A 23,419-nucleotide genomic window follows, 5' to 3' on the forward strand; every position below is an offset into this window, starting at 1 on the left:
TCGGGTGACCGCTCACGAAACTCGTCAGTACCGCAGTAGCGCCCCTACGCCGTCGGTCAGCTCCAGGTGCCCGTCGGGCACCACCACGCTGGCCCCGGACACGGATGCGGCGGCCGGAAGGGCCTCGTCGGCCCGCTGCCGGACGGTCTCGTCCTCGACCAAGCCGTCGGAGGTCACGGCCACCTGGGCCAAGCCATCGGTGGTCCACAGTGGACGGTCGGCGGCCAGCGAGTCCGTGAGGACCAAAGTCTCGGCCCGAGCCTCCCGCAACGCGGCGGTCACGGCTTCCAAGCCCTGCACGGCCAGACCGCTGTCCCGAGCGAGCTCGGCGGCGAACTTGTCGACCCAGGTCTGCTGGGCCGCCCGAGCGTAGTCCTCGACGATCAACCGCACCTCGGACTCCAGCGCGGCCTCGTCGATGCCCTCGGCCCGCCCACCGGTCTGGGTGTCGACGGCGATCTCCAACACCCGCTTGGGCAGCGACTCCCGCAGGTCGGCCCGCGCCTGCACCTCGGCCGCGATGACGACCAGCTGAGCCTGCAACTCGTCGACCATGTGCGCGACGGCGTCGGCGACCTCGGCCGCGTTGTTACGGGCGGTGTTCTCGACCCGGTGCTGCATCTTGAGGTGCGACCAACCGGTGCCGGAGACCTTGTGGATCGGATGGTCCGTGCCGTCAACGGTGGCCCGGGTGGCCAGCTCGCCGGAATCGGCGTAGCCACGAAGGTCGGCGCCGACCCGGTCCATGATCACGACGACATACGCCACCGGCGGCACGTTCTGGGCGGCCAGCGGCAGCAGGTACGGCAGCGAGGACCAGCGCACGATCGGCGTGGCCGGCGGCACCGGCAGCCAGGTGTCGAGCAGCACCCGCCCGGCCGAGGCGATCACCGCCCGGCCGACCCGGCCGACGGGCTTGGCCCCGGCGACGATGGCGTTCTCCAGCTCCTGCACGGTCGGCCCGTCCGCGCCTTGCGCATCGAGCCCGGCGCGGATCTCCTGCCAGCGCAGCTGCGTGGTGTGCTCGGCGTCCTCGGTGTCGTGGCTCGCGTCCAGGTAGACGGACGCGAACGCGCCGGGGGCGGTGATCAGGTCACGTAGCTGGGTCGTCTCCATTGTCTCCCTTTCGATGGGCTCGGCGGCGCAGCAGCAGCGCGGTCGTCGCGGCCGCGCCGGCGACCAGCGCGTTGCGGTGCGAGTTCAGCCACCACTGCCGGCTGCGCGGCTTGGCCTTGTCGTCGAACGCCCCGTGGGCGCCGTGGTCCAGCTGCCGGTCGGCCGCCTCCCACAGGTTGGGCCCGGAGCGCGGCGGTGTGCGGTCCACCTGCTGCGCGTCGTAGCCGGTACGGGCGAGGTAGCGGTCCAGCAGCCCGCCGGCCAGTTTCTCGCCGACGATGGTGCCGACGGTCGAACCGCCGACCCAGTACTCCCGCCGGCGCGGATGGGCGGCGGCGTGCACGATCGCCCGAGCGGCGACCTCGGGCTGGTAGATCGGCGGCACGGGCTGGGCCGGGCGCGGCAGCCGGGACAGCAGCCAGTCGAACTGCGGCGTGTTGACGGCCGGCAGGTGCACCATCGTCACGTGCACGCCGCTGTGGTCGTGCATGAGCTCGCAGCGCAGCGCCTCGGTGAAGCCCTTCACGGCATGCTTGGACGCGCAATAGGCCGCCTGCAACGGAATTCCCCGGTGTGCCAGTGCGGATCCGACCTGCACGATGGTGCCCCGGTTGCGGGGTTTCATACGTTTCAAGGCGGCCAGCGTCCCGTGCACGTACCCCAGGTACGTGACCTCGGTGACGCGGCGGTACTCATCGGCGCTGATCTCGTCGGCCGGCGCGAACACCGAGGTGAACGCATCGTTGACCCACACGTCGATCGGCCCGAACGCCGTTTCCACGGCGGTCGCGGCCTCCTCGACCTGCGCCGCGTCGGCCACGTCGACCGGTATCGGCAGTGGCGTGCCGCCGGCCTGCCGCACGTCCTCGGCCGCCGCGGCCAGCCCGGCTTCGCCTCTGGCCAGCAGCGCGACCCGGTCGCCGCATTCGGCGAACGCCCGTGCCGTCGCGCGGCCCACACCTCCGGTGGCCCCTGTGATCACAACGACTCGATCCATGTCCTACGGGTACCCAGCGCGCCGCCGAGTATCCATCACGTGATCACGAACAGCGCCCCGACGGCGGCCATGCCGAACACCAGCCACGCCGCGTAGTCGCCGACGTGGCCGGAGTGCAGGCGGTGCACCACGTGCAACGGCGTCTTCAGCGCGGCCCGCAACCGGCCAAGTCCGAAGTGGACGCCGACAAAGCCGATGCCCACGGCCAGGGCAGCGCTGAGCAGCCCCAACACGACGCCCGACCACGTCCACTCGACGTCGACACTGCCGATCGCGGAGGCCGGAGCCCCGCCCAATGTCTGGGCGAGCATCCCGGCGCGGTCCAAGAACCGTTGCGCCCCTTCGCCGATGGCCTCCATCGGCACGAGCCCGACCAGCAGCCCACCGGTCAGCAGCGCCACGATCGCGCCGATCATGGTCGCCGGAAGTCGTTGCGGGAAGCGGCCTTCCTGCTCCTCGCCCTCGCCCTTGGTGGTGTCGACGTCGGTGTCGTCCGGCCGTGGCCCCAATCCGAAGTGAATCCGCAGCGATGCCCGCAACACCGCGCCACCGGTGGCCGCCGAAACCAGCACGAACAGCACGATGAGACCGCTGGACTCCTCGCTGAGCGCCTTGCCCAGCCCGGTCCCGAACGGCGGTAGCCCGGCCAGCGCCAGCGCCCCCAATGGCAGCAACCACTTGGTCAGCCGTTCGTCGCGGCCCTTGCAGTACAGCGCGAACTCGTCGACGTTTCCTTTACGGGCCAACAACACGCCGACCATCAGGAACAACGCGCCCTTCACACCGGCGTGCCCGAACACGTAGATCACGGCCCCGGCGACGCCCGACGCCGTCACCGTGGCCAAGGCGACCAAAAACAGCCCGAGGTGGGCGATCGTCGAGTAGGCCAGCATGCGCTTGAGATGCCGTTGCATCAGGCACAACGTGGCCCCCAAAGCAGCCGTGATGATGCCGAGCACCAACAAGGTCCCGTGCAAAGAGCCAGCAGGCAGCACGCCGCCGAACACGGTCGTTGACACGCGCAGCACCCCGTAGAGCCCGAGCGGGGCCATCACGCCGGAGAACAGTACGCACACCGGCGTCGGGGCGACGGCGTGGGCGTCGGCCAGCCAGAAGTGGAACGGCACGATCGCCGCCTTGACCAGAAAACCGGTCAGCACCAACACCAACGCCGCCAACACCAGCGCGTCCATGCCGTGCCGGTCGAGGGCGGCGCCGATCTGCGGCATGCCGAGCTGGCCGGTCCGCGCGTACAGAATTCCGATGCCGGCCAACGTGAAGTACGCGCCCAGCGACGTGACCACGCCGAAGGTGAAGCCGCCCTGCACCGACCGCGGCTCCTCGATCTTGTGCCCGGTCAGCGCGTAGGCGGTGGCGCTCATGAGTTCCAGGAACACGAACAGGTCGAACAGGTCGGCGGTCAGGGAGAACCCGACCATGCCGGCCATGAACAGCAGGATCAGCACGTGCACGTGGGCCTCGGCGTCGTCGAAGTAGCGCCAGGTGTAGCTCAGCGCGCACGCCGTCAGCACGCAGGCCAGCAGCGCGAAACCGGCCCCGATCTGGTCCGCGGCCAGCACGATGCCCACGCTGGTGCCGTCACGGGGTGTCCACCCGCCGACCCACGTCACCACCCGGCCGGCGCTGGTGGCCGCGAACAGCAGTGCCATCGCGCCGACGCTGACAACAGTTGTTGTCATGGCCACGACGTCGATCACCAGCCGCGGCGCGAGTTTGGCCAGCGCCAACACAATGCACGCGCCGACCAGCGGGATGGCGATGCCCAGCGGCGGCAGCCAACTCGGGTCCACGCTCACCCCCGCAGCTCGTCGAGCTCGTCCGGGTCGACGGTGTCGGTACGCTTGGCGATCTGGATCACCAACGCCAGCAGCAGCGCCGTCACGGTGGCCGACACGACGATGTCGGTCAGCGTCAGTGCCTGCACCACCGGATCCACCACCGGCCCCGGCGCACCCTGCACGGGGGCCGACGCGCCGTACTGGAAACCTATGCTCAGCAACAAAACGTAGGTCCCGGACTGGGCGATCGCCACGCATACCACCGTGTGCACGAGGTCACGGCTGCGCACCACGCCGAAGCAGCCGATCAGCAGCAGCCAACCGGCGACGAAATAGGGCAGCAGGCTCATCGGACCTCCCGTACCGACAGTGCCTGGGCCAGGAATCCCGACAGCAGCACGACAACGCCGGAGGTCACCTCGGCGCCGACGGCCACGTTCAGGTAGAACACGGTCCCGGACGAGAAAAGATCGCCCAGCACGCCGCGCGGGAAGATGTTGGCCAGAAACGCCCCCGTGAGCAGCAATCCGACGAGCCCGAGGACCACGAACGCCCCCGCGGCCACCGCTTCGGCGACCTGGTACCAGCTCTTCGGCCGCACCCGCCGCAGCATCTTGTAGCTCCCGGCCACGTAGAGCAGGTGAACCGCGGTGGCCAGCACGACACCGCCCTGGAAGCCGCCGCCGGGCGTCAGATGGCCGTGGGTCACGACGTCCGCGCCGACGATCAGCGTCACCGGCAGCAGCAGGTAGCCGAGCAGCTTGGTCGCCTCCAACACGCGGCCCTCGTCCTGGTCCAGCTGCTCACGCTCGTCCTTGGACGGCCGTAGCAGCGCCGCCGCCCCGACCACGGAACCGAGCAGGATGGTCTCTTCGCCGAGGGTGTCCAGCGCCCGCTGGTCGAAGTTCACCGAGGACACGATGTTCGGCGAGGACCGGCCGATGGCCGCCGGCACGGACAGCTCCCGGTACGGGTGCACGAGCCCGCCGAACGACGGCATCTTCAGCAGTGCCAACACGATCAGCACCCCGACGCCGCCGGCGCCGAGCCAGAACACGATCCACCGCGCCGACCGGGTCACCGCTTGCCCCGCACCTTGCGTACGGCCAGCAGCACCATCAACGGCACCACCGCCGAGCCCACCGCGACCTGCGACAGCGCCACGTCCGGGGCCTGAAGCAGCACGAACAGCAGCGTCAGCAGGATCCCGTAGACCGACAGCGTGACGGCCTGGCGTGACGGCTCGCGGGTCAGCACCACGGTCGTGCCACCGGCCGCGACCAGCAGGAAGGCCACCACCAGTAGCGGCGTCACGACTGCACGATCCCGTCCTGCTGGGCCGCCGTCCGACCGATCGCCGCGGTGAGCACGGGTCCGGTGACCCCGAGGATCACCACGGTCAGCATGACAACAGCTGTTGTCAAACCCCAGCCATTGGCCACCGACACGGACAGGCCGATCAACGGGCCGCCGACCGACGTGACCGGCGTCAGCCAGTGCAGGCGGCGGTAGAAGTCCCGCACCAGCACCGCGCCGATGGACGAGGCCACGACGACCAGGCAGCCGGCGGCCAGCAGCACCCACGCGATCACGGCTTCGGCCCCAGCAGCCGGGTGTACACGAGCGTGCCGGCGAAACCCAGCAGCACCAACACGAGCGGCACGATGAGGTAGCTCGACTGGCCGTCGCCCTGGATCATCACCAGCAGCGTCAGCGTGCCGACCGAGGATGCCAGCGCCAGACCGACGAGCCGGTCCACCGGGCCGCCCCGGGCCACCAGCACCAACGCCGGGACCATGCCGCCGAGCAGCAAGGCCAACGTGGCGATCTCCCAGCCGCTCATTCGTCCCCCAGGGCGTGCACCAGCAGCGCGTCATCCTTGTCGTCCAGCACGACCGTGCCCGGCGAGGCCGACACCACGACCATCTTCACGCCCTTGCGCAGCGTGGACACGGGAATCCGCCGCAGCCCGGCCCGGCGCGAGAACAGGGCGGCGGAGCCGCGGGCGATGTCCACCGGCAGCCGCCAGGCGCTGGAGAGCCGCCAGCGGCCGTCGTAGACCTGGCGCACGAGTGTCGCGATGATCGCGCACGGCACCGCCAAGACCGCCGCGACCAGCAGATCCTGCCAGTTCACCGTGCTCAGCGTGGTCAGCCAGACGCCGACCAGCACGGCCCACCACACGACCGACTCGACCGCTCGTGACATGCCCGCCGGATGCCCGGCGGCCGACCGCCCGAAACCCGGTTGGGTGGCGGCGGCGCGGGTATTCAGCACGCCATGACCACGATCGAGAAGTCCATCGACGTCCACGTCCCGGTGCGCACCGCGTACAACCAGTGGACCCAGTTCGAGTCCTTCCCCGAGTTCATGGAGGGTGTCGAACGGGTGATCCAGGTGGACGACACGCTCACCCGCTGGGAGACCAAGATCGGCGGCGTCTTCCGCGAGTTCGACGCCCAGATCGTCGCCCAGCACCCGGACGAGCTGGTCGCGTGGAACACCGTTGGCGGGCCGCCGCACGGCGGGGTCGTCACGTTCCAGGCGATCGACCAGGCCACCACCCGGGTGGCGCTGGCCATGCAGTACGAGCCGGACACGCTGGCCGAGAAGGCCGGCACCGCGCTGGGCATCGTGGACAACCGGATCAGCGGGGATCTCAAGCGGTTCAAGGAGTTCATCGAGAAGCGGGGCCACGAGACCGGTGGGTGGCGCGGCGAGGTGAGCATGGAGCCGCAGACCCACGCCACGCAGGAGCCGCTACCCAACCAGCCGCCGGAGACCGATCCTGTGCTGGGGGATATGCCTGGCGTGGCTCCCGAGGACTACCGGGGGCCGGCCTGAGCGTCGAACGTCCGGGGCCAGACGAACCACAGCAGCCCGAACAGCAGCCCGATGACTCCGCCCAGCACGCCGCCGACAATGCCGCCGAACACCACGTAGCCGATCAGCAGCACGGTGCCGGCCATGGCCGCGGCCAGCAGCACCAGCCCGATGATGACGAACCGGCTGGCCCGGTCCACGATCGCCTCGCGCGCGCCGCGCCGGAACAGCACCCGGTGCCAGGCCGCCGGGGCGATCAGGAAGCCGGCCGAGGCCGCCGTCAGCATCACCACGACCACGTGCGTGACATGCACGAACTCGCCGGCCTGGCGGTAGCTCTCGGTGAACACCACCGACAGCAGGAACCCGAACAGGACCTGCACGCCGTTCTGGGCGACGCGCAGCTCCTGGAGCAGCTCGCCGACGTTGCGGGCCAGCCGCTGGTGCTCGTCCTGTTCGGGACTGCTCATGCCACCGAATCTTTGACGTGCGGATAGTGCAGGTCAAATGCGGGCCGCTCGGAGCGGATCCGGGGCAGCGAGTGGAAGTTGTGCCGCGGCGGCGGGCACGACGTCGCCCATTCGAGTGAGTTGCCGAAGCCCCAGGGGTCGTCGACGTGCACGATCTCGCCGTACCGGTAGCTGCGCATGACGTTCCACAGGAACGGCAGCATGGACAGGCCGAGGATGTACGCGCCGACCGTGGAGATCGAGTTCAGCACGGTGAAGCCGTCGGTGCCGAGGTAGTCGGCGTAGCGGCGGGGCATGCCCTCGGCACCGAGCCAGTGCTGGACCAGGAACGTGGTGTGGAAGCCGATGAACGTGGTCCAGAAGTGCAGCTTGCCCAGCCGCTCGTCCAGCATCCGGCCGGTGATCTTGGGGAACCAGAAGTACACGCCGGCGAAGGTGGAGAACACGATGGTGCCGAACAGCACGTAGTGCAGGTGGGCGATGACGAAGTAGCTGTCGGTGACGTGGAAGTCCAGCGGCGGCGAGGCCAGCAGCACGCCGGACAGGCCGCCGAACAGGAACGTCAGCATGAACCCGATGGCGAACAGCATCGGCGTCTCGAAGGTCAGCTGCCCCTTCCACATGGTGCCGATCCAGTTGAAGAACTTGATGCCGGTCGGCACCGCGATCAGGAAGCTGGTCAGCGAGAAGAACGGCAGCAGCACCGCGCCGGTGGCGAACATGTGGTGGGCCCACACCGTCATGGACAGCCCGGCGATGGCGATGGTGGCGTACACCAGCCCGCGGTAGCCGAAGCACGGTTTTCGGCTGAACACCGGGAAGATCTCGGTGACGATGCCGAAGTAGGGCAGCGCCACGATGTAGACCTCGGGATGGCCGAAGAACCAGAACAGGTGCTGCCACAGGATGGCCCCGCCGTTGGCCGGGTCGTACACGTGCGCGCCGAGTATTCGGTCGGCCAGCAGGCCGAACAGGGCGGCGGTCAGGATCGGGAACGCGGCCAGCACCAGGAACGAGGTGAACAGGATGTTCCAGGTGAAGATGGGCATCCGGAACATGGTCATGCCCGGGGCCCGCAGGCAGACGACCGTGGTGATCATGTTGACCGCGCCGAGGATCGTGCTCAGGCCGGACACGATCAGACCGGCGGCCCAGAGATTGCCGCCGACGCCGGGGGAGTAGGTCATCTGGTTGAGCGGGGCGTAGGCGAACCACCCGAAATCGGCCGCCCCGCCGGGCGTGGCGAACCCCGACAGCACGATCAGCCCGCCGAACAGGTACAGCCAGTACGACAGGGCGTTGAGTCGCGGGAACGCGACGTCCGGCGCACCGATTTGCAGTGGCAGCACCAGATTGGCGAAGGCGAAGACGTTCGGCGTGGCGTAGAGCAGCAGCATGATGGTGCCGTGCATGGTGAACAGCTGGTTGTACTGCTCCTGGCTCAGGAACTGCAGTCCCGGCTGGGCCAGCTCGGTGCGCATCAGCAGCGCCAGCGCGCCACCGACCAGGAAGAACCCGAACGTGGTGACGAGGTACATCACCCCGATCCGCTTGTGATCGGTGGTGAACAGCGTCTCTTCGAGCGCGCTGCCCTTGGGCTGCCGCCGGACGTGCACCGGCGGCAGCTCCGGGGCAGCGGGCGGGCGGGTGGTCGTCAACGCCGGCTGCCGGGCACGAATTCCTGCAACTTGGTCTTGATGCCCTCGGTGACCAGCGCGAACGCGTCCGGGTCACCCTTGAGCACGGACTCCGCCGCGGCCTTGACCTGCTCGAAGGTGGCGTGCGGCGGGATCGGCGGCACGTTGGGGTCGCAGTGCACGTCCAGCAGCACCGGCCGGTCGGCCGACAGCGCCTCGTCCCAGGCCGCGCCGAGCCGGTCCGGGTCGGTGACCGAGATGCCGCCGAGGCCGAAGGAACGGGCCACGCCGGCGTAGTCGATGTCCGGCAGCACCTGGGACTCCTCGAACTTGGGCGCGCCGCCCATCGCCCGCAGCTCCCACGTGACCTGGTTGAGGTCGTTGTTGTGCAGCACGCACACCACCAGCCGCGGATCCGACCAGCGGTCCTGATAGCGGGCGATGGTGATCAGCTCGGCCAGTCCGTTCATCTGCATCGCGCCGTCGCCGACGAGCGCGATGGCCGGCCGGTCCGGGTGCGCGAACTTGGCCCCGATGGCGTACGGCACACCGGGCCCCATGGTCGCCAGGGTGCCGGACAGCGAGCCGCGCATGTTGCCGCGCATCCGCAGCGTGCGGGCGTACCAGTTGGCGGCCGAGCCGGAGTCCGAGGTGACGATGGCGTTGTCCGGGATACGCGACGACAGCTCCCAGGTGATGCGCATCGGGTTGATCGGGTCGGCCGACACCATGGACTCGCGTTCCATCGTCTCCCACCAGCGGGACACGTTGGACTCCACGGTTTCCCGCCACTTGCGGTCGTCCTTGCGCCGCACCTTGGGCAGCAGCGCGGCCAGCGTGGCCTTGGCGTCGCCGACCAGGTTGACCTCGGTCGGGTAGCGCATGCCGATGAACTTGCCGTCGATGTCGATCTGGATCGCCCGCGCCTTGCCGTACTCCGGCAGGAACTGGGAGTACGGGAAGTTGGAGCCGATGATCAGCAGCGTGTCGCAGCCGGTCATCAGCTCGTAGCTCGGGCGGGTGCCCAGCAGACCGATCGAACCGGTCACATAGGACAGATCGTCCGGCAGCACGTCCTTGCCCAGCAGCGCTTTGGCCACACCGGCGCCGGTCAGCTCGGCCAGCTGGCGGACCTCGTCGACCGCGCCGCGCGCGCCCTGCCCGACCAGGATGGCCACCTTGCCGCCGGCGTTGATCACGTCGGCGGCCCGCTCGATCTCGGCGGCGTCCGGCACGGTGACGGTGTGCGGGTGGCTCGGCGGGCTGGACGGCGACTGCTTGAACACGTGCCCCGGCGGCGAGTACGGCAGCTCCTGAAGATCACTCGGAATGATCAGCGCCGTCGGTGCCCGCTCCGCCTCGGCCGTGCGAATGGCCCGGTCCAGCGCGTTCGGCAGCTGCTCGGGCACATTGACCTCGACCAGGTATGCGCTGGCCACATCCTTGAACAGCGACTGGAGGTCGACCTCCTGCTGATAGCTGGCCCCCATGGCGCTGCGCGCGGTCTGCCCGACGATCGCCACCACCGGCACGTGGTCCAGTTTGGCGTCGTACAGGCCGTTGAGCAGGTGAATCGCCCCCGGCCCCGAGGTGGCCATGCACACGCCGACCTTGCCGCTGAACTTGGCGTAGCCGACGGCCTGAAAGGCCGCCATCTCCTCGTGCCGGGCCTGGATGAAGCGGGGGGTGTCGTCGGCTTTGCCGAAGGCGGCGACGATGCCGTTGATGCCGTCCCCCGGATAGGCGAAGACCTGGTCCACCTGCCAGTCGCGCAGCCGTCCCAGCAGGTAGTCGCCGACGGTCTCGGCCATGATTCCTCCTTGCGTGACGTGACGGTGTTCGCCGCACGGATACCCGGCGCGGCGGCGTCGAATCAGCCGGCCTCGCGGTTTCACTCCCGGTGACCGGGGAAGCCCGGACCATGGCGACAGCAGCGCACGCGCCCGGGACCCCGATCGACCTGCCGGCCGGCACGTGGTGGGCGGCGCTGAAACGCACGGTGGTCGCCGTGCAGGACAACCACCTGATGGACTGGGCGGCGTCGCTGACCTACTACGCCGTGCTGTCGGTGTTTCCCGGACTGATCGTCGTCACGGGCGCGGTCGGGCTGCTCGGGCCGGAGGCGACCAAAATGCTGACCGACAGCATCAACTCGGTGCCGCTCGGCCAGGGCCGGGACCTGATCGTCGGGGCCATCGAGAACGCGCACACCGGGGCCGGTCTGCTGGCGGTTCTCGGTGTGCTGGGCGCGTTATGGGCGGCCAGCGGCTACATCGGCGGTTTCATGCGAGCCAACAACGCTGTCTACGGCGTCGAAGAGGGCCGTCCACTGTGGAAGACGGTGCCGCTGCAACTCGGGCTGACCGTGGCGCTGATGCTGATGGTGGCCGTGTCGGGGCTGGGGCTGGCGGTGTCCGGACCGGTCGCCGACCAGGTCGGGCAGTGGATCGGCATCGGGTCGACCGGGCTGCTGATCTGGGGCATCGCCAAGTGGCCGGTGATCGTCATCCTGGTCAGCCTGGCCATCTGCCTGCTGTACTGGGCCGCGCCCAACGTCCGCCAGCCCAAGCCGCGTTTCCTGTGGCTGACCGCGGGCAGCGTGCTGGCGGTCCTGTTGTGGCTGATCGCTTCGGTGGGTTTCGGTCTCTACGTGGCGAACTTCGGTTCGTACAACAAGACCTACGGCTCGCTGGCCGGCGTGATCGTGTTCCTGGTGTGGCTGTGGATCAGCAATCTGGCGGTGCTGCTCGGCGCCGCCTTCGACGCGGAACTGGTGCGTGGCCGGCAGTTGGTCGCCGGCCGGGAACCGGAGATCGAGCCGAGGGAGGAAGCCGAATGAGGCTGCGGGCCGCGCCACGGGACACCCGCTTCTACGATCTGCTCACCGCCGCCGCCGAGAACATCGCGGCGGCCATGACCTTGCTGGACGGGTTCGTACAGGCCGACGGGGCCGACCGTGAGCCGCTGGCGCGGGAGATGCGCCGGCTGGAACACGTCGGCGACGACCATACGCACGCCCTCATCGAGCTGATCGACGTCACCTTCGTGACGCCGTTCGACCGTGAGGACATCTATCGCTTGGCGGTGCGGTTGGACGACGTGGTCGACGCCGTGGACGAGGTCGTCGACCTGGCTGTGCTGTATTCGTGCACGCAGTTCCCGCCGGGCGTGGCCGAGCAGGTGGAGCTGCTCAAGAAGGCGGCCGAGCTGACCGCGGAGGCGATGCCGAAACTTCGCACGCCCAAGGACCTCGTGCCGTACTGGCAGCAGATCAGCGAGGTGGAGAACGCCGCCGACCAGGTCCACCGGCGGCTGCTCAGCCTGCTGTTCAGCGGCGAGTACGAGCCGCTGACGGTGATGAAGCTCAAGGACATCGTCGACGGCCTCGAGGAAGCGGCCGACGCCTTCGAACACGCGGCGGATGTCATGCACACCATCGCCGTCAAGGAGAGCTGAGGGGTGCTCGGGCTCTGGGTTGTGGTGGCCCTGGCGCTGGTCTTCAACTACACCAACGGTTTCCACGACGCCGCCAACGCCGTGGCCACGGCCGTGTCGACGCGGGCGATGCCACTGCGATGGGCGCTGGCCATGGGTGCGGCGATGAATCTCGTTGGCGCGCTGTTGTCGACCGGTGTTGCGGTCACCGTCGCGGATGGTGTTATCGCGCCGCCACAAGGCTCGGACGGGCTGGCCGTGGTGCTGGCGGCGGTGGTCGGTGCGATCGTGTGGAACGTCGCGACCTGGTATTTCGGGCTGCCGTCCTCGTCTTCCCATGCGTTGATCGGGGGACTCGTCGGTGCCGCGCTGGCCGCCGCGAGTGAGGTGCACTGGGGTGGCGTGATCAACAAGGTGCTCGTGCCGATGATCATCTCGCCGTTGGTCGGGTTGGTGCTTGGGTATCTGGTGATGACCGGGATGCTGTGGTTGTTCCGGCGGGGCAACGCTCATCGGGTTCGGCGGGGGTTTCGGCACGCGCAGATCGTGTCCGCGGCCGCGTTGGCGTTGGGGCACGGGTTGCAGGACGCGCAGAAGTCGATGGGGGTCATCGTGCTGGCGCTGGCCGTGACGGGTGTGGGGCATGGTGGTGGAGTTCCGTTGTGGGTGGTGCTCTCGTGCGCGGCGGCGATGGCTGCCGGTAGTTATTCCGGTGGGCTGCGAGTGATGCGGACCTTGGGGCGGCGAGTGTTTCCGATGACGCCGCCGCACGGGTTCGCCGCGGAGCTGTCCGGGGCGGCGGTGCTGTACGTCACCGCTTTCGCTTGGGCGGCACCGATCTCTACTACGCACGTGATCACCACGGCGATCATGGGGGTTGGGGCTACGCGGCGGCCGAAGGCGGTGCGGTGGGGGATCGCCGGGGACATCGTGACCGGGTGGGTGCTGACGTTGCCGGCTGCTGGACTGGTGGCGGCGGCGGTGTACTGGCCGGCGAGCCTGGCGCTCGGGTGACTCGCGTCGGGTGACTCGGGTTGGGTGATTCGGGTTGGGCGTGGCGGGGTATTCCGGGAGTAATCAGAGGAGAGGTGGTTCTCGTGGACACCGGAACGGTGTACTACCTGGTCGCCGGCATCATCGCCATCGTGGTCGTCGGCCGGCTGTTGGCGTTCAGCGGCAAGCGCTACCTGGCCGGCGCGAACGTCGCGCCGCGTGAGCGGGAGTCGGCCGGCTCGGTTGCGATGCTCGTGTCGATGCTGTTCCACCTGGTGACGCTGGGTCTGCTCGCGCTGCTCGCGGCGATTCCGTTCGGCGGGGATCGGACCCAGGTGTTCCTGGTGCGGATCGGGCTGCTGCTGATTTTGGTGGCGGTGGCATATGCGATCGCGCTGCGGATGCTGACTCGGCGTAAGCAGGAGGAGGTAGTGTCGGGGTTCGATGCTCAGGTGCGGGAGCTCAGGCATGAGCGGGAGCATGCTAACGAGTATGAAGTGACGAATGATCCGTCGGCGGGGATGGCGCCGCAGGCTCGGCGGGAGCCTACGTTGGGGGAGCCTCGGCCTCGGAGTTGATGCGTGGTGGGGGTTGTTTTGGGGGTGGGTTTGTGGGTTGGGTTTGGTGGCCCGCCCACCCGCCCTTTGTGGGGGTTGGGTTTGGTGCGCGTGCCGTGTAGTTTTCCGGGGGTTCTTCGGTTTATGGGTCGATTTGGTGTGGAGCCTCTGCGCGATGGCCCAAGGGCTAAAAGCGGGCAGGACGAGCCTGCCCTTGGCCTGTCAATTGTACGCCATCGCGCCCCTCCACACAAAATCGACCCAATTCGGGAGTTGACGATCGGGGTGTGAGGGAATGGCGGTGGCTGGGTTTGGCTCCCGCCGTGCACCCTTTTGGTGGCCATTGTTCGGCGTCCGTTTCCCTGGTTAGTGTCGCAGGGGGTGAGTGGTGTAGTGGCGGCCGGCCGGGGTGATCCAGTGAGTGGTGTCGTCGGTGTCTCGGGTCACTGTGTAGTTGTCGTGCTTGCGGTGGTGATGCCAGGTGCACAGGCCTTGAAGGTTGGCGGGGGTGGTTTTGCCCGTGGGCCACGCGGTGATGTGGTCATGTTCCTGGATGGGCAGGGTGCAGCCGGGGGCAGTGCAGGTCCCACCGGCCCGAGCAACGGACGTCTCCTTCATCAGCGCCGTGGGCCGGTAGGTGTCGGTGCTGATCGCGCTGATCTGCTGGTACTCATCCAGCAGGAGCCCTCGGAAGGGGCCGTGCATGGCCAGTTCCCGTGCTGCCTCGGCGGCGATGGGGCCGTAGCCGGCGAGCTGGCCGGGGTCGTTGGTCAGGCCGAGCAGGGTCTCCATGGAGATGGTGACGAAGGTGCGGACGTTCCAGTTGGTGTGCTTGCCCCGCAAGCGGTCCCAGAGCACATCGGAGCGTTTCTGGTCGGTGGTGCGCTCGTCCTTCGGGAGTGACTTGGCGTCGGCGCAGATCTGTTGGAACAGCTGGTGGGCCTCAGCGGCGGGGAGGATCCACACCAGTTTGGCCATGCCGTCGGGCAAGGCCGAGAGCCTGACCTGCCGGTCGTCTTTGGCCTTGTGGCAGCGCTGTTCATAGCCATCCGGGTCGGCCTTGGCGACCAGGGCGGTGGCCTTGCGACACACCTGAGTCCGGGTCATACCAGCGGCCTCCTCAGCCAGGGCCTGGTCGACTTCGGCGACCTGCGCCGGGTCCGAGAGGTGGCGGGTGCGTTCCCACACGGCGGCGAACCGGGTCAGGTCGATCTCACCCCGGCGGAACCTCTCCGCCAGCGCAGGATGAGTCTCCAGGGCAGCGGCGATCTCCTGGGACCGGGCCAGGGCCGGCTCCGAGACCTTCGTCGCCATTGCCAATTCGGTGAGGTCGTCGATGTGGTTGAGGGCCTCATGCTCGGCCCATTCGCACACCGCCCGCACCTTCCGGGCCACCCCCACAAAATTAACCAAGTCTTCTTGGGTCAGGCTCGCCGGATCCACACCCACCACCAGATCGAACATGGCCCCGGTGGGTTCCATGCTCTCGATGTCGCGGGTGAGTTCCATACTTCTGAGAATACTCGAACACAAGATCGAACGCGAATCCCTAACGGGTGAATCCCGCCGGACAGAAAGGCTTTTCTTTCCTCCCGCCACACCACAACACGGCAACTCCGACCAGTCGCGTGGATTTTGTGTGGAGGGGCGCGATGGCGTACAATTGACAGGCCAAGGGCAGGCTCGTCCTGCCCGCTTTTAGCCCTTGGGCCATCGCGCAGAGGCTCCACGCCAAATCCACGCGACCACCCCGAATTAATCCCCCCACCAAAACCGCACCCCAACCACACACCCAACCCCCACACCCCCAACCCCCACACCCCCAACCCTCACTCCTCCACCACAACCCCATCCTCAGCCTTCAACCCCAGCATCTCCAACAGCTCAGCACACTCCCGCGCCCCCTCTGCCCGACTCGCGACATGCCGCGCCGCCCGTCGCCGCTGCTCCGGCGGATTCCCGTCGAGCACAACAGCCGGACGTACAGGATTCCTGGTGAGCGCCATCGGGTTTGCCTCCTCAGGCCGGGTACGGGTTGTCGCGCAACACGCGCGCCAGATGGGCCGCGTTGCCAACGAGCTGCCTCATGCTCGACACCACCGCATCCGGCACCTCGTCGAGATCCTTGAAATCCTTGCCCTGCATAGCTTCACCCACCCAGTACGTCACACCGCCCGCCGGAATCGTGAAGCCGACGTCGTCCAACCCCTGGAACAGGTCAGCGCTGACCTTGTGCGCGCCGTCCTCGTTGCCGACAACCGCGACGGTCGCGACCTTGTTGTACAGGCAAGGTAAGCCGTTCTCATCCGTCTGGGAAAGCTCCGCGTCCAACCGCTCCAGCACCCGCTGAGCGACGCTCGACGGATGCCCGAGCCAGATCGGCGTGGCCAGCAGCAGGATGTCAGCTTCCAGCAACTGCGCCCGAATCGACGGCCAAGCGTCACCATGCCCCATGTCCACGGCCACACCCGGCTTCACCTCATGATCGACGACCCGCACGATGTCCCCTTTGACGCCATGCGCAGCGAACTGGTCCATGACGTGCTGGGCCAGCAGCTCGCTGCTGGAGTCACCAGGCGACGGCGTCAACGTGCACACGAGGGCCAGGGCTCGGAGCTCCTTCGCTGAGGTCATGGGCACACGGCTACCCGTCACCACCACGCACAAACGGGATTGACGACCACACGGCCGGGTAGCCCCCACGATGACCAACAACACGCGGGTCATGCTCCGGCCCTATGCGAGCCCGCTGCCGCTGGGGTTCTTCTCCTTCGTGGTCGGCATGGCCCTGATCGCCGGCGTCGCACTCGGCTGGCTGGGCAAGAACGACCTGGCCACCGTCGGCGCGATCATGGCACTGTTCGTGTTCCCCCTCCAGCTGATGTCCACCATCTTCGCCGTCCTGACCCGAGACACCGCCGCCGCCACGGCACTCGGCCTCTACTCCACGTCCTGGCTGACCATCGGCACGCTCTACACCCTCGAACCAACCCAGCAAACGAGCAAAGCCCTAGGCCTCTACCTCGCAGCATTCACCGTAGTGCTGATCCCGCTGGCCGTAGGCGCATTCTTCGGCAAGGCCCTCCTGGCCGCCGTCCTAACAGTCTCCGCCGCCCGCGCCGCGCTCCAAGCCGCCTACCAGCTCGGCGCTCCACAATGGACCAACATCGCCAGCGGCATCGCCGCCATCCTGCTAGCACTGCTAGGTTTCTACGCCGGCATCGTGTTCATGATCGAAGACTTCCGTGGCGGCAGCAGCCTGATGCTCCGACGAGGCCCAGCCCGCCAGGCGTTGTCGGACGCCCCACACGACCAGTTCAGCGAGCCGCCGCACGAGCCGGGTGTACGGCGTCAGCTGTAAGCGACTACAGCCGGCGGTCGGCCGATTCCGTCCCGTCGTACCCGGCCTTCACCGGCACAAACGCGTTTCGCCTCGCCACCGGCGGCAATCCCGGGAGTATGGCCACGTCACGGACCCGGTTGCCGCTGCTGAGCTCCCGGCTGCTCGGCCGGGCGACCGTGCGGGCCCTCCAGGTGCTGGTGATCTTCGGCGCGCTGTGGGCGCTGAGCGTGGTCGCGGCCCAGCTGAGCATCGTGGTCATCCCGCTGGCGGTGGCGCTGTTGCTGGCCGCCCTGCTGGCCCCGCTGGCCGGCTGGCTCATACGGCACGGCTGGCCGAAGCTGCTGGCGGTGCCGGCCGCCCTGCTGACCGGGCTGGTGGTGATCGGCGGCCTGGTCACGTTCATCACGGTCTCGGTGGTCTCGGATTGGACGGAACTCGGCCGCCGCCTGACCCAAGGCGTCGACCAGACCCACGGCTGGCTGGTACATGGCCCTCCACCTCGACGACCGACAACTGAGCCAGGTCTTCGACCAGCTCCGGTCCTGGATGGACAGTCACCGGGATGTCTTGGCCACCACGGCGTTGAACACCGTGACGGCAGTCGCCGAGGTCGCGGCCGGCATGTCGTCGCGCTCTGGCCGGAACGCACCGCCGACCGCATGGACCACGCAGGCAGGGCAGCCTTCGACGCGCTGGTGCGGTTCGTTCGCACCACCGGCCTTGTGGCGCTGATCGACGCCGTGGCCATTGGCACCGGGTTGCTGCTGTTGAACGTGCCGCTCGTGGTTCCGTTGGCAGCATTGGTGTTCCTGGGTGCGTTCATCCCGTACATCGGCGCCTTCGCCTCCGGCACGGCTGCGGTGGCTAGGGGGCTGCTGGCCGGCGGCCCGGTGACTGCCCTGCTGGTGCTGGCCGTGGTCGTCGGGGTGCAGCAGTTGGAAGGCAACGTGCTGCATCCGTTGCTGACCGGCAACTTCGTCCGGCTGCACCCGCTGGTGGTGGTCATCGTGGTGGCGATCGGCGCGGCCGAGGCCGGCGTCATCGGGGCCCTGCTGGCCGTGCCGGTGACGGCCTGTGTCGCCGCCGGGTTGACGACCGTCAGGGCTTCAACACCGGCGAGCGAACCAGAGTGAGCGTGCCCAATGCGATCAACGCCGCCCCGACGATCTCGCCGGCCATCCACCCACCGCCACGGGCGTGCTCGCCGAACACCGTGAAGCCCCAGGCCATCGCCACCAGCGGATTGCTCAACGTCATGCCAGGCTGGGACGCCACCAGCTCACCGGCCTGCAAAGTGTGCTGGAGCAGGAAGAACGATGTCGGCCCGATGACCACCACGGCATAGGTCTGCCACGTCACGAACATCGCGCCAACCCCGGCCGCCCCCACTGCCGCCACCAGCACCGCCGTCGTGCCGAACCCCACGCCCGTCGCCAGCCCCAGCAACGCCGCCCGCCGGCCGCCCTTAGTCCGCCGACCCGCCACCGTCAACGCCGCCATCACGACAAAAGACGCGGCCAGACCAACGATCCACGTCCACAACGGAGCCCGCAGCGGCTTCCCGCCGGAAGGCTGCAAACAGTACGAGAACACGGCCAGCCCGACGGCCATCGCCAGCACCGCCCACCAGTCACGGCCCGCGACCGCCCGCCGGAACACCAAGGAAGCCAACAGGAGTGTCAACGGCAGCTCACTGATCAGCAACGGCTGCACCACCGACACCGGGCTCACGGCCAGCGCTACGGCCTGCAACCCGAAGCCGAGCAGCACGGAACCGATCCCGGCCCACCACGCCGGCCGCCGGGCCACGTCCAGCAGCATCCGCCAGCCGAACGACGACTCGTCGCGGTCGGCCTTGCGCTGCAACACCGACGCCGCCGCGTTCATCGCCGACGCCATCACCGCCAGTAGCACTCCGAGCATGGCATTCGGTTACCCCGAAGGAGGTTGCGCATCCGCCGGCCGGGTACTCCAAGGCATGAAAGACGATTCAGCGTCACTGATCGACACACCGGTCCTCTGCGCGGGCACGGTGGTCGTCTACTTCGACCCCGAGCCGACCAACGGCAGCTCCTTCGGCCGCGCCATGGCCGTCGGCCCCGAGATCATCGACCCCCGTACCCACGACTGGTGGGCGCCGATCAGGCGCGCCGACGGCACGCTGGATCTGTTGCCGTCCATCCTCGTCGTCGGCATCGCCTGAGTCAGTTGCGGTTCTCCTCCAGCACGAGGATCGCGCCCTCGGCGTCGCCGTTGCGGCCGCGCAGGGCGCTGGCCACCACACGGACCGAGACCGCGCGGCCGCGGCGGTTCACCGCGGCGATGGTGATCTCGCCGACCGGGTCGGTCTCGACCAGGGCGTTGCGCACCAGGGGACGCAGCTCGGACAGCGGCAGCCCGATGTCCAGGTTGAGCAGGTGCTGGCCGTTGGCCTCGTCCCGGCGCAGGCCCCACAGCTCCTCGGAGCCGCGGTTCCACACGATGACCCGCATCTCCGGATCGACCACGATCACCCCTGACCGCAACGAGGTCAGGATCGACTCGAGGAAGTTGTTCAGGTCGTCCAGCTCGACCGAGCGCTCGCTGAGGCGGTCGTTTATCGTCTGGAGCTCGTCGTTGGTCGACTGGAGCTCTTCGTTCATCGTCTCCAGTTCCTCGTTGGTGGACTGGAGTTCCTCGTTGGTCGTCTCCAGTTCCTCCACGGTGGACTGGAGTTCTTCGTTGGTGGTCTCCAGTTCCTCGTTGGTCGACTGGAGTTCCTCGTAGGCCGATTCGAGCTGGCGGTTGGCGTGCTCCAGCTCGTCGAGCAGCCGACGGGCCGCGCTGACGTCGTGGAACACCACCGAGACGCCCAGCAGCTCCCGCTCGCTGATCAGCGGGCTGAGGTTCACGTCGAGCCAGATGGTGTCGTTGGGCCCGCGCTGCCACTCCACGTCCTTGAGCCGCAGCGAGCGGCGCTCCACCTTGACCCGCTCGACCTGGGCCCGCAGCTCCACCGGCCGGTAGGACAGCTCGAGGTCGCGCAGCTGCCGGCCGACGTCACGGGCCGACAGCCCGAACAGCGACTCGGCCTGGTGGTTGATCAGCGACACCTCGTCGTCCTTGCTGATCACGACCTGGGCCACCGGCCCGGCCGCGAACGCCTGCTCCCGCAGCTCGATGGCGCCGTTGGCGGGCTGCCGGCGCGGTGGCGCGACGGGATGGGCGAACAGCTGGCCCTGCGCGACACCGTGCGTCGGCACCTTGCGGAACAGCCGGCGCTTGAGGTCGACCGGGGTGAACAGGCTGTCGTAGCTGAGCAGCATCTCGGCCTTGCCGAGGAACAGCACGCTGTTGGGCAGCAGCGCGAAGTGCAGCCGGGTGAGGATCTTGGCCTGGGTCTCGGCGTTGAAGTACATCAGGGTGTTGCGGCAGACCAGCAGGTGGATCCGGGAGATCGGGGCGTCCTGCACGAGGTCGTTGCGGCCGAAGATGACCGAGCGCCGCAGGTCCTGGCGAAACACGTAGCGCATGCCCTGGTGTTCGAAGTAGCGCTCGAGCAGATCCGGCGGCACGCCCTCGACCTCGCGCTCGCCGTAGCTGGCCTGCCGGGCCTGAGCCAGCGCCTCCTCGTCCACGTCGGTGGCGTAGATCTTCACCCGCTGCCGGAACGCCTCGACGCCCAGCGCCTCGGTGAGCAGGATGGCCAGGCTGTACGCCTCCTCGCCGGAGGCGCAGCCCGCGCTCCACACCCGGATCGGCGCCTCGGGGCCAAGCTCGGCCAGCAGCTGCGGCAGCACCTCGGTCCGCAGGTGCTCCCAGGCCTCGGGATCGCGCAGGAAGCCGGTCACGTTGATCAACAGCACGTTGAACAGGGCCGCGAACTCGTCCGAGTTGACCTGGAGGTAGTCGATGTAGTCGGTGTACTCCTCGATGCCGACCTGGCTCATCCGCCGTCGCACACGCCGGGACAAGCTGGTCCGCTTGTACCCGGTGAAGTCGAAGCCGCGCGCCTCCTTCAGGTACAGCAGCACCGCCTCGAAGTCCGCCTCCACGCCGTCCGTGAGCGCCTTTTCCACCACGGTGGGAAACGGTACTCGGCGCACCGGGTCACCCGCCGTCCGCCACGGCGAGCACGGCCCACACCACCTTGCCGCCGTCCCAGGTCGGCGTGCTGCCCCAGGACTTGGACATGGCGTCCACCAGGAAGACGCCGCGTCCGCCGCTGTGCGTGGTGCCCGGCGCCAGCCGGGAGGGCGGTGTGGCGCAGGTGTCCCGCACGGCCACGGTGAGCAGGCCGTGGCGCAGCTCCAGCCGGAGCCTGGCCGCCGACTCGCCGTGCAGGATGGCGTTCTCCACGAGTTCCGACGCGACCAGGCAGGCATCCTCGATCAGCCCCTGGACCGCCCACTTCTCCAGTGTCTCGGTGACGAACCGGCGGGCCTCGGCCGGGCTGCCGTGGGCCGGCGGCAGTTCGACGGTGGCGAGCTGTCGTGCCGGCGTGTCCTTCAAAGCCCGCACCGCCTCTGTGACCTGCGTGAATGTTGGCACGAAGCGGTCGAGCGCGCCACGCCGCAGCAGCTCGCGGGTGCGGCCGGGCCGGGCCACCAGCAGCACCTGGAGCCCTGGCCAGTCACTGGCCTTGCGGGCCACCGCGCCGAACACGCTCAGCGCGAGCGGCGTGACCACGGTCGTCCGGTCGAGCTGCACGATGACGCCGGACGGCTCGTCGGCCACGCACTTCAACACCGCGCTGCGCACCGTGGACACGTTGGCCAGGCCCAGCTCGCCGACCAGCCGCACGAGGGCCGCGTTGCCGCGCAGGCTGACATCGACGTTGAGATAGGGACGCGGGCTCACGGCACCGGCTCCTCGTCGGTGATGACGTCGTCGCGGATGAACTGGCGCAACACGTCGGCCGCGTGCGAGGCCTCGGCAACCGTCGCCGCGTAGCGGCGGGCCACCAGACCGCTGCCGCGTTCGACCGCGGTCCGCTCCATCCGCCGGTTGAGGCTGATCTTCTCGTCCAGGGTGCGCAGCGCGGTCCACAGCGCCCGCTCCAGTTGGGCGTCCTTCTGCACGACCAACGCCTCCTCTGTCCACGCGTGGCCGACGCGGCACCGGTAGCGCGCCGCGCCGGGTACGGACAGCAGGGCGCCGTCGCAGTCGGGGCACGTGAAGCCCGAGGGTTCGCCCATGGTGGTCATCTCCAGGCCGCCCTCCTGTAGACCCTGTTCGGCGATGTGCGCCTCGATCAGGTCGGCGCGCGACATCGTGTTCGGCGGCTGGTCGGTGACCGGTTCGGCGGTGAGCGCGGTGATCAGGTCGGCCATTTTCGCGACCGGCGCGACGTTGGCCGTCGGCACCGCGCGCAAGGCGCTCTCCGGCATGCCGGGGTAGATGGCGTCGGCCGGATCCTGCACGACCGCGGCCCCGCCCCGGGCCACGATGGACAGCAGGCCGGCGGCCCCGTCGTCGAGGGTGCCGGACAGCACGACGCCGATGGCCCGTGGGCCGATCGCCCGGGCCGCTGACCGGAACAAGGCGTCGACCGCCGGCCGGTGTCCGTTCTCGGTCGGCCCCTTTGACAACGCCATGACGCCGTCGACCAGCAGCAGGTGGTGGTCGGGCACCGCCGCGTAAACATGCCCGTGCCGCAGCCGCAGGCCGCTGCGGGCCGGATGCACCGGCAGCGGGCCGACGCGGTTGAGGATTGCCGGCAGCGCGCTCGTGCCGTCGGCCGGCATGTGCAACACGACCAGCACCGAGGCCGGCAGGTCGGCCGGCAGCGCGGCCAACAGTCCCCGCAACGACTCGACCCCGCCGGCGGATGCGCCGACGACGACCACGTCGCGGCAGTGGGGCATTCCGTCACCCTCTTCGGCGGTGTACTACTCCCGAGTTCGGAGGCTACCCCCTCAAGGAACGCTCACACCTGCGCGCGCGACGCCGTCGGGTGATCAGCGTCCGGCGTTCGTGCTCGTCCTGGCCGCCCCACACCCCGTACGGCTCCTCGGCGGCCAGGGCGTGCCGGCGGCACTCCACGATGACCGGGCAGCGGGCGCAGATCGCCTTGGCCTGGTCGTCACGGTGCTGCCGGGCCGGGCCGCGTTCCAGGTCGGGATGGAAGAAGATGGCCTCCTCCGTGCCCCGACAGGCGCCGCGCAGCTGCCACGCCCAGTCGGCGGCCACCGGCCGGGGGAGACGTTTCCTGGTGGTCATGCCGGCCGCCTTCCGCACACGAGAGTCCGTCACGCTGCGGCTTCCCGT

At 68.8% G+C, this 23,419-nt stretch carries 27 protein-coding genes; 8 read left to right on the forward strand and 19 right to left on the reverse strand.

The features are described from left to right. Window positions 1–24 precede the first annotated feature (24 nt). The 9 genes from M3Q35_RS06635 to M3Q35_RS06675 are packed head-to-tail and all read right to left on the reverse strand — an operon-like array spanning window position 25 to window position 6,189. Window positions 25–1,116, reverse strand: a complete 1,092-nt coding sequence (locus M3Q35_RS06635; protein ID WP_273940756.1) for an Rv2629 family ribosome hibernation factor — start codon at window positions 1,114–1,116, stop codon at window positions 25–27. Continuing rightward, window positions 1,094–2,113 carry an SDR family oxidoreductase gene (locus M3Q35_RS06640; protein ID WP_273940757.1) on the reverse strand — a complete coding sequence of 340 codons (1,020 nt, stop codon included), beginning with the start codon at window positions 2,111–2,113 and terminating at the stop codon, window positions 1,094–1,096. Before M3Q35_RS06640 ends, M3Q35_RS06635 begins: the two co-directional genes overlap by 23 nt. Before the next feature lie 35 nt (window positions 2,114–2,148). Next, window positions 2,149–3,930, reverse strand: coding sequence for a complex I subunit 5 family protein (locus M3Q35_RS06645; protein ID WP_273940758.1), 1,782 nt, complete (start codon window positions 3,928–3,930; stop codon window positions 2,149–2,151). After that, on the reverse strand, window positions 3,927–4,262 hold the full coding sequence (locus M3Q35_RS06650) for a sodium:proton antiporter (protein WP_273940759.1): 336 nt from the start codon (window positions 4,260–4,262) through the stop codon (window positions 3,927–3,929). Before M3Q35_RS06650 ends, M3Q35_RS06645 begins: the two co-directional genes overlap by 4 nt. Beyond that, window positions 4,259–4,993, reverse strand: a complete 735-nt coding sequence (locus M3Q35_RS06655; RefSeq protein WP_273940760.1) for an MnhB domain-containing protein — start codon at window positions 4,991–4,993, stop codon at window positions 4,259–4,261. Before M3Q35_RS06655 ends, M3Q35_RS06650 begins: the two co-directional genes overlap by 4 nt. Then, on the reverse strand, window positions 4,990–5,226 hold the full coding sequence (locus M3Q35_RS06660) for a Na(+)/H(+) antiporter subunit B (protein ID WP_273940761.1): 237 nt from the start codon (window positions 5,224–5,226) through the stop codon (window positions 4,990–4,992). The genes M3Q35_RS06655 and M3Q35_RS06660 overlap by 4 nt, the downstream gene beginning before the upstream one ends. Further along, a complete protein-coding gene (locus M3Q35_RS06665; protein ID WP_273940762.1) occupies window positions 5,223–5,504 on the reverse strand; it encodes a cation:proton antiporter in 282 nt (93 codons plus the stop codon). Before M3Q35_RS06665 ends, M3Q35_RS06660 begins: the two co-directional genes overlap by 4 nt. After that, window positions 5,501–5,755: a monovalent cation/H+ antiporter complex subunit F gene (locus M3Q35_RS06670; RefSeq protein ID WP_273940763.1), complete on the reverse strand. Its 255-nt coding sequence runs from the start codon at window positions 5,753–5,755 to the stop codon at window positions 5,501–5,503. The genes M3Q35_RS06665 and M3Q35_RS06670 overlap by 4 nt, the downstream gene beginning before the upstream one ends. Next, window positions 5,752–6,189 carry a hypothetical protein gene (locus tag M3Q35_RS06675; protein ID WP_273940764.1) on the reverse strand — a complete coding sequence of 146 codons (438 nt, stop codon included), beginning with the start codon at window positions 6,187–6,189 and terminating at the stop codon, window positions 5,752–5,754. The genes M3Q35_RS06670 and M3Q35_RS06675 overlap by 4 nt, the downstream gene beginning before the upstream one ends. Before the next feature lie 3 nt (window positions 6,190–6,192). Between M3Q35_RS06675 and M3Q35_RS06680 the strand changes: the two genes are divergently transcribed. Beyond that, window positions 6,193–6,756, forward strand: coding sequence for an SRPBCC family protein (locus M3Q35_RS06680; protein WP_337960568.1), 564 nt, complete (start codon window positions 6,193–6,195; stop codon window positions 6,754–6,756). Here M3Q35_RS06680 and M3Q35_RS06685 read toward each other — a convergent pair. From M3Q35_RS06685 to M3Q35_RS06695, 3 genes are read right to left on the reverse strand one after another with little or no spacing between them, the layout of a single operon-like run. Continuing rightward, window positions 6,738–7,205, reverse strand: a complete 468-nt coding sequence (locus M3Q35_RS06685; RefSeq protein WP_273940765.1) for a DUF6328 family protein — start codon at window positions 7,203–7,205, stop codon at window positions 6,738–6,740. The two genes, M3Q35_RS06680 and M3Q35_RS06685, sit on opposite strands and share 19 nt — an antisense overlap. Beyond that, entirely contained in the window at window positions 7,202–8,830 is a 1,629-nt protein-coding gene (gene ctaD / locus M3Q35_RS06690) for an aa3-type cytochrome oxidase subunit I (protein ID WP_379794641.1), read from the reverse strand. The genes M3Q35_RS06685 and ctaD overlap by 4 nt, the downstream gene beginning before the upstream one ends. Before the next feature lie 29 nt (window positions 8,831–8,859). Further along, a complete protein-coding gene (locus M3Q35_RS06695) occupies window positions 8,860–10,653 on the reverse strand; it encodes a thiamine pyrophosphate-requiring protein (RefSeq protein WP_273940766.1) in 1,794 nt (597 codons plus the stop codon). A gap of 110 nt (window positions 10,654–10,763) precedes the next feature. On the opposite strand from M3Q35_RS06695, the gene M3Q35_RS06700 reads away from it, so the two are divergent. The 4 genes from M3Q35_RS06700 to M3Q35_RS06715 all read left to right on the forward strand — a co-directional run bounded on the left by M3Q35_RS06700 (window position 10,764) and on the right by M3Q35_RS06715 (window position 13,848). Beyond that, entirely contained in the window at window positions 10,764–11,681 is a 918-nt protein-coding gene (locus M3Q35_RS06700; protein WP_273940767.1) for a YihY/virulence factor BrkB family protein, read from the forward strand. Next, window positions 11,678–12,298, forward strand: a complete 621-nt coding sequence (locus M3Q35_RS06705; protein WP_273940768.1) for a DUF47 domain-containing protein — start codon at window positions 11,678–11,680, stop codon at window positions 12,296–12,298. Before M3Q35_RS06700 ends, M3Q35_RS06705 begins: the two co-directional genes overlap by 4 nt. 3 nt (window positions 12,299–12,301) lie before the next feature. After that, on the forward strand, window positions 12,302–13,291 hold the full coding sequence (locus tag M3Q35_RS06710; protein ID WP_273940769.1) for an inorganic phosphate transporter: 990 nt from the start codon (window positions 12,302–12,304) through the stop codon (window positions 13,289–13,291). An 83-nt stretch (window positions 13,292–13,374) separates the two neighbouring features. Then, window positions 13,375–13,848, forward strand: coding sequence for a hypothetical protein (locus M3Q35_RS06715; RefSeq protein ID WP_273940770.1), 474 nt, complete (start codon window positions 13,375–13,377; stop codon window positions 13,846–13,848). Between the two features lie 345 nt (window positions 13,849–14,193). Here M3Q35_RS06715 and M3Q35_RS06720 read toward each other — a convergent pair whose 3' ends face one another. Together M3Q35_RS06720 and M3Q35_RS06725 are read right to left on the reverse strand one after the other, a co-directional pair. Continuing rightward, window positions 14,194–15,336: an HNH endonuclease signature motif containing protein gene (locus M3Q35_RS06720; RefSeq protein ID WP_273940771.1), complete on the reverse strand. Its 1,143-nt coding sequence runs from the start codon at window positions 15,334–15,336 to the stop codon at window positions 14,194–14,196. 510 nt (window positions 15,337–15,846) lie between these two features. Continuing rightward, window positions 15,847–16,461 carry a flavodoxin family protein gene (locus M3Q35_RS06725; RefSeq protein ID WP_273944274.1) on the reverse strand — a complete coding sequence of 205 codons (615 nt, stop codon included), beginning with the start codon at window positions 16,459–16,461 and terminating at the stop codon, window positions 15,847–15,849. A 70-nt stretch (window positions 16,462–16,531) separates the two neighbouring features. Here M3Q35_RS06725 and M3Q35_RS06730 point away from each other — a divergent pair, with 70 nt between their 5' ends. Together M3Q35_RS06730 and M3Q35_RS06735 are read left to right on the forward strand one after the other, a co-directional pair. After that, on the forward strand, window positions 16,532–17,188 hold the full coding sequence (locus M3Q35_RS06730; RefSeq protein WP_273940772.1) for a GPR1/FUN34/YaaH family transporter: 657 nt from the start codon (window positions 16,532–16,534) through the stop codon (window positions 17,186–17,188). 98 nt (window positions 17,189–17,286) lie between these two features. Then, on the forward strand, window positions 17,287–18,303 hold the full coding sequence (locus tag M3Q35_RS06735) for an AI-2E family transporter (RefSeq protein ID WP_273940773.1): 1,017 nt from the start codon (window positions 17,287–17,289) through the stop codon (window positions 18,301–18,303). Here the strand turns inward: M3Q35_RS06735 and M3Q35_RS06740 are convergent. Beyond that, complete coding sequence (locus tag M3Q35_RS06740) at window positions 18,269–19,093, reverse strand: DMT family transporter (protein ID WP_273940774.1); 825 nt, start codon at window positions 19,091–19,093, stop codon at window positions 18,269–18,271. The two genes, M3Q35_RS06735 and M3Q35_RS06740, sit on opposite strands and share 35 nt — an antisense overlap. Before the next feature lie 55 nt (window positions 19,094–19,148). On the opposite strand from M3Q35_RS06740, the gene M3Q35_RS06745 reads away from it, so the two are divergent. After that, window positions 19,149–19,373, forward strand: coding sequence for a hypothetical protein (locus M3Q35_RS06745; protein WP_273940775.1), 225 nt, complete (start codon window positions 19,149–19,151; stop codon window positions 19,371–19,373). Window position 19,374: 1 nt separating this feature from the next. On the opposite strand, the gene M3Q35_RS06750 is transcribed toward M3Q35_RS06745, so the two are convergent. The 4 genes from M3Q35_RS06750 to M3Q35_RS06765 are packed head-to-tail and all read right to left on the reverse strand — an operon-like array spanning window position 19,375 to window position 23,371. Continuing rightward, entirely contained in the window at window positions 19,375–21,228 is a 1,854-nt protein-coding gene (locus tag M3Q35_RS06750) for a CheR family methyltransferase (RefSeq protein WP_379794105.1), read from the reverse strand. A 31-nt stretch (window positions 21,229–21,259) separates the two neighbouring features. Further along, the gene (locus tag M3Q35_RS06755) at window positions 21,260–22,009 is read right to left on the reverse strand and encodes an STAS domain-containing protein (RefSeq protein ID WP_273940777.1); all 750 of its coding nucleotides are present in this window, start codon (window positions 22,007–22,009) and stop codon (window positions 21,260–21,262) included. Continuing rightward, window positions 22,006–23,016: a chemotaxis protein CheB gene (locus tag M3Q35_RS06760; RefSeq protein WP_273940778.1), complete on the reverse strand. Its 1,011-nt coding sequence runs from the start codon at window positions 23,014–23,016 to the stop codon at window positions 22,006–22,008. The genes M3Q35_RS06755 and M3Q35_RS06760 overlap by 4 nt, the downstream gene beginning before the upstream one ends. A 43-nt stretch (window positions 23,017–23,059) precedes the next feature. Next, window positions 23,060–23,371: a WhiB family transcriptional regulator gene (locus M3Q35_RS06765; RefSeq protein WP_273944275.1), complete on the reverse strand. Its 312-nt coding sequence runs from the start codon at window positions 23,369–23,371 to the stop codon at window positions 23,060–23,062. Window positions 23,372–23,419 lie beyond the last annotated feature (48 nt).

This window comes from Kutzneria chonburiensis, assembly GCF_028622115.1.
Lineage (GTDB): Bacteria > Actinomycetota > Actinomycetes > Mycobacteriales > Pseudonocardiaceae > Kutzneria > Kutzneria chonburiensis.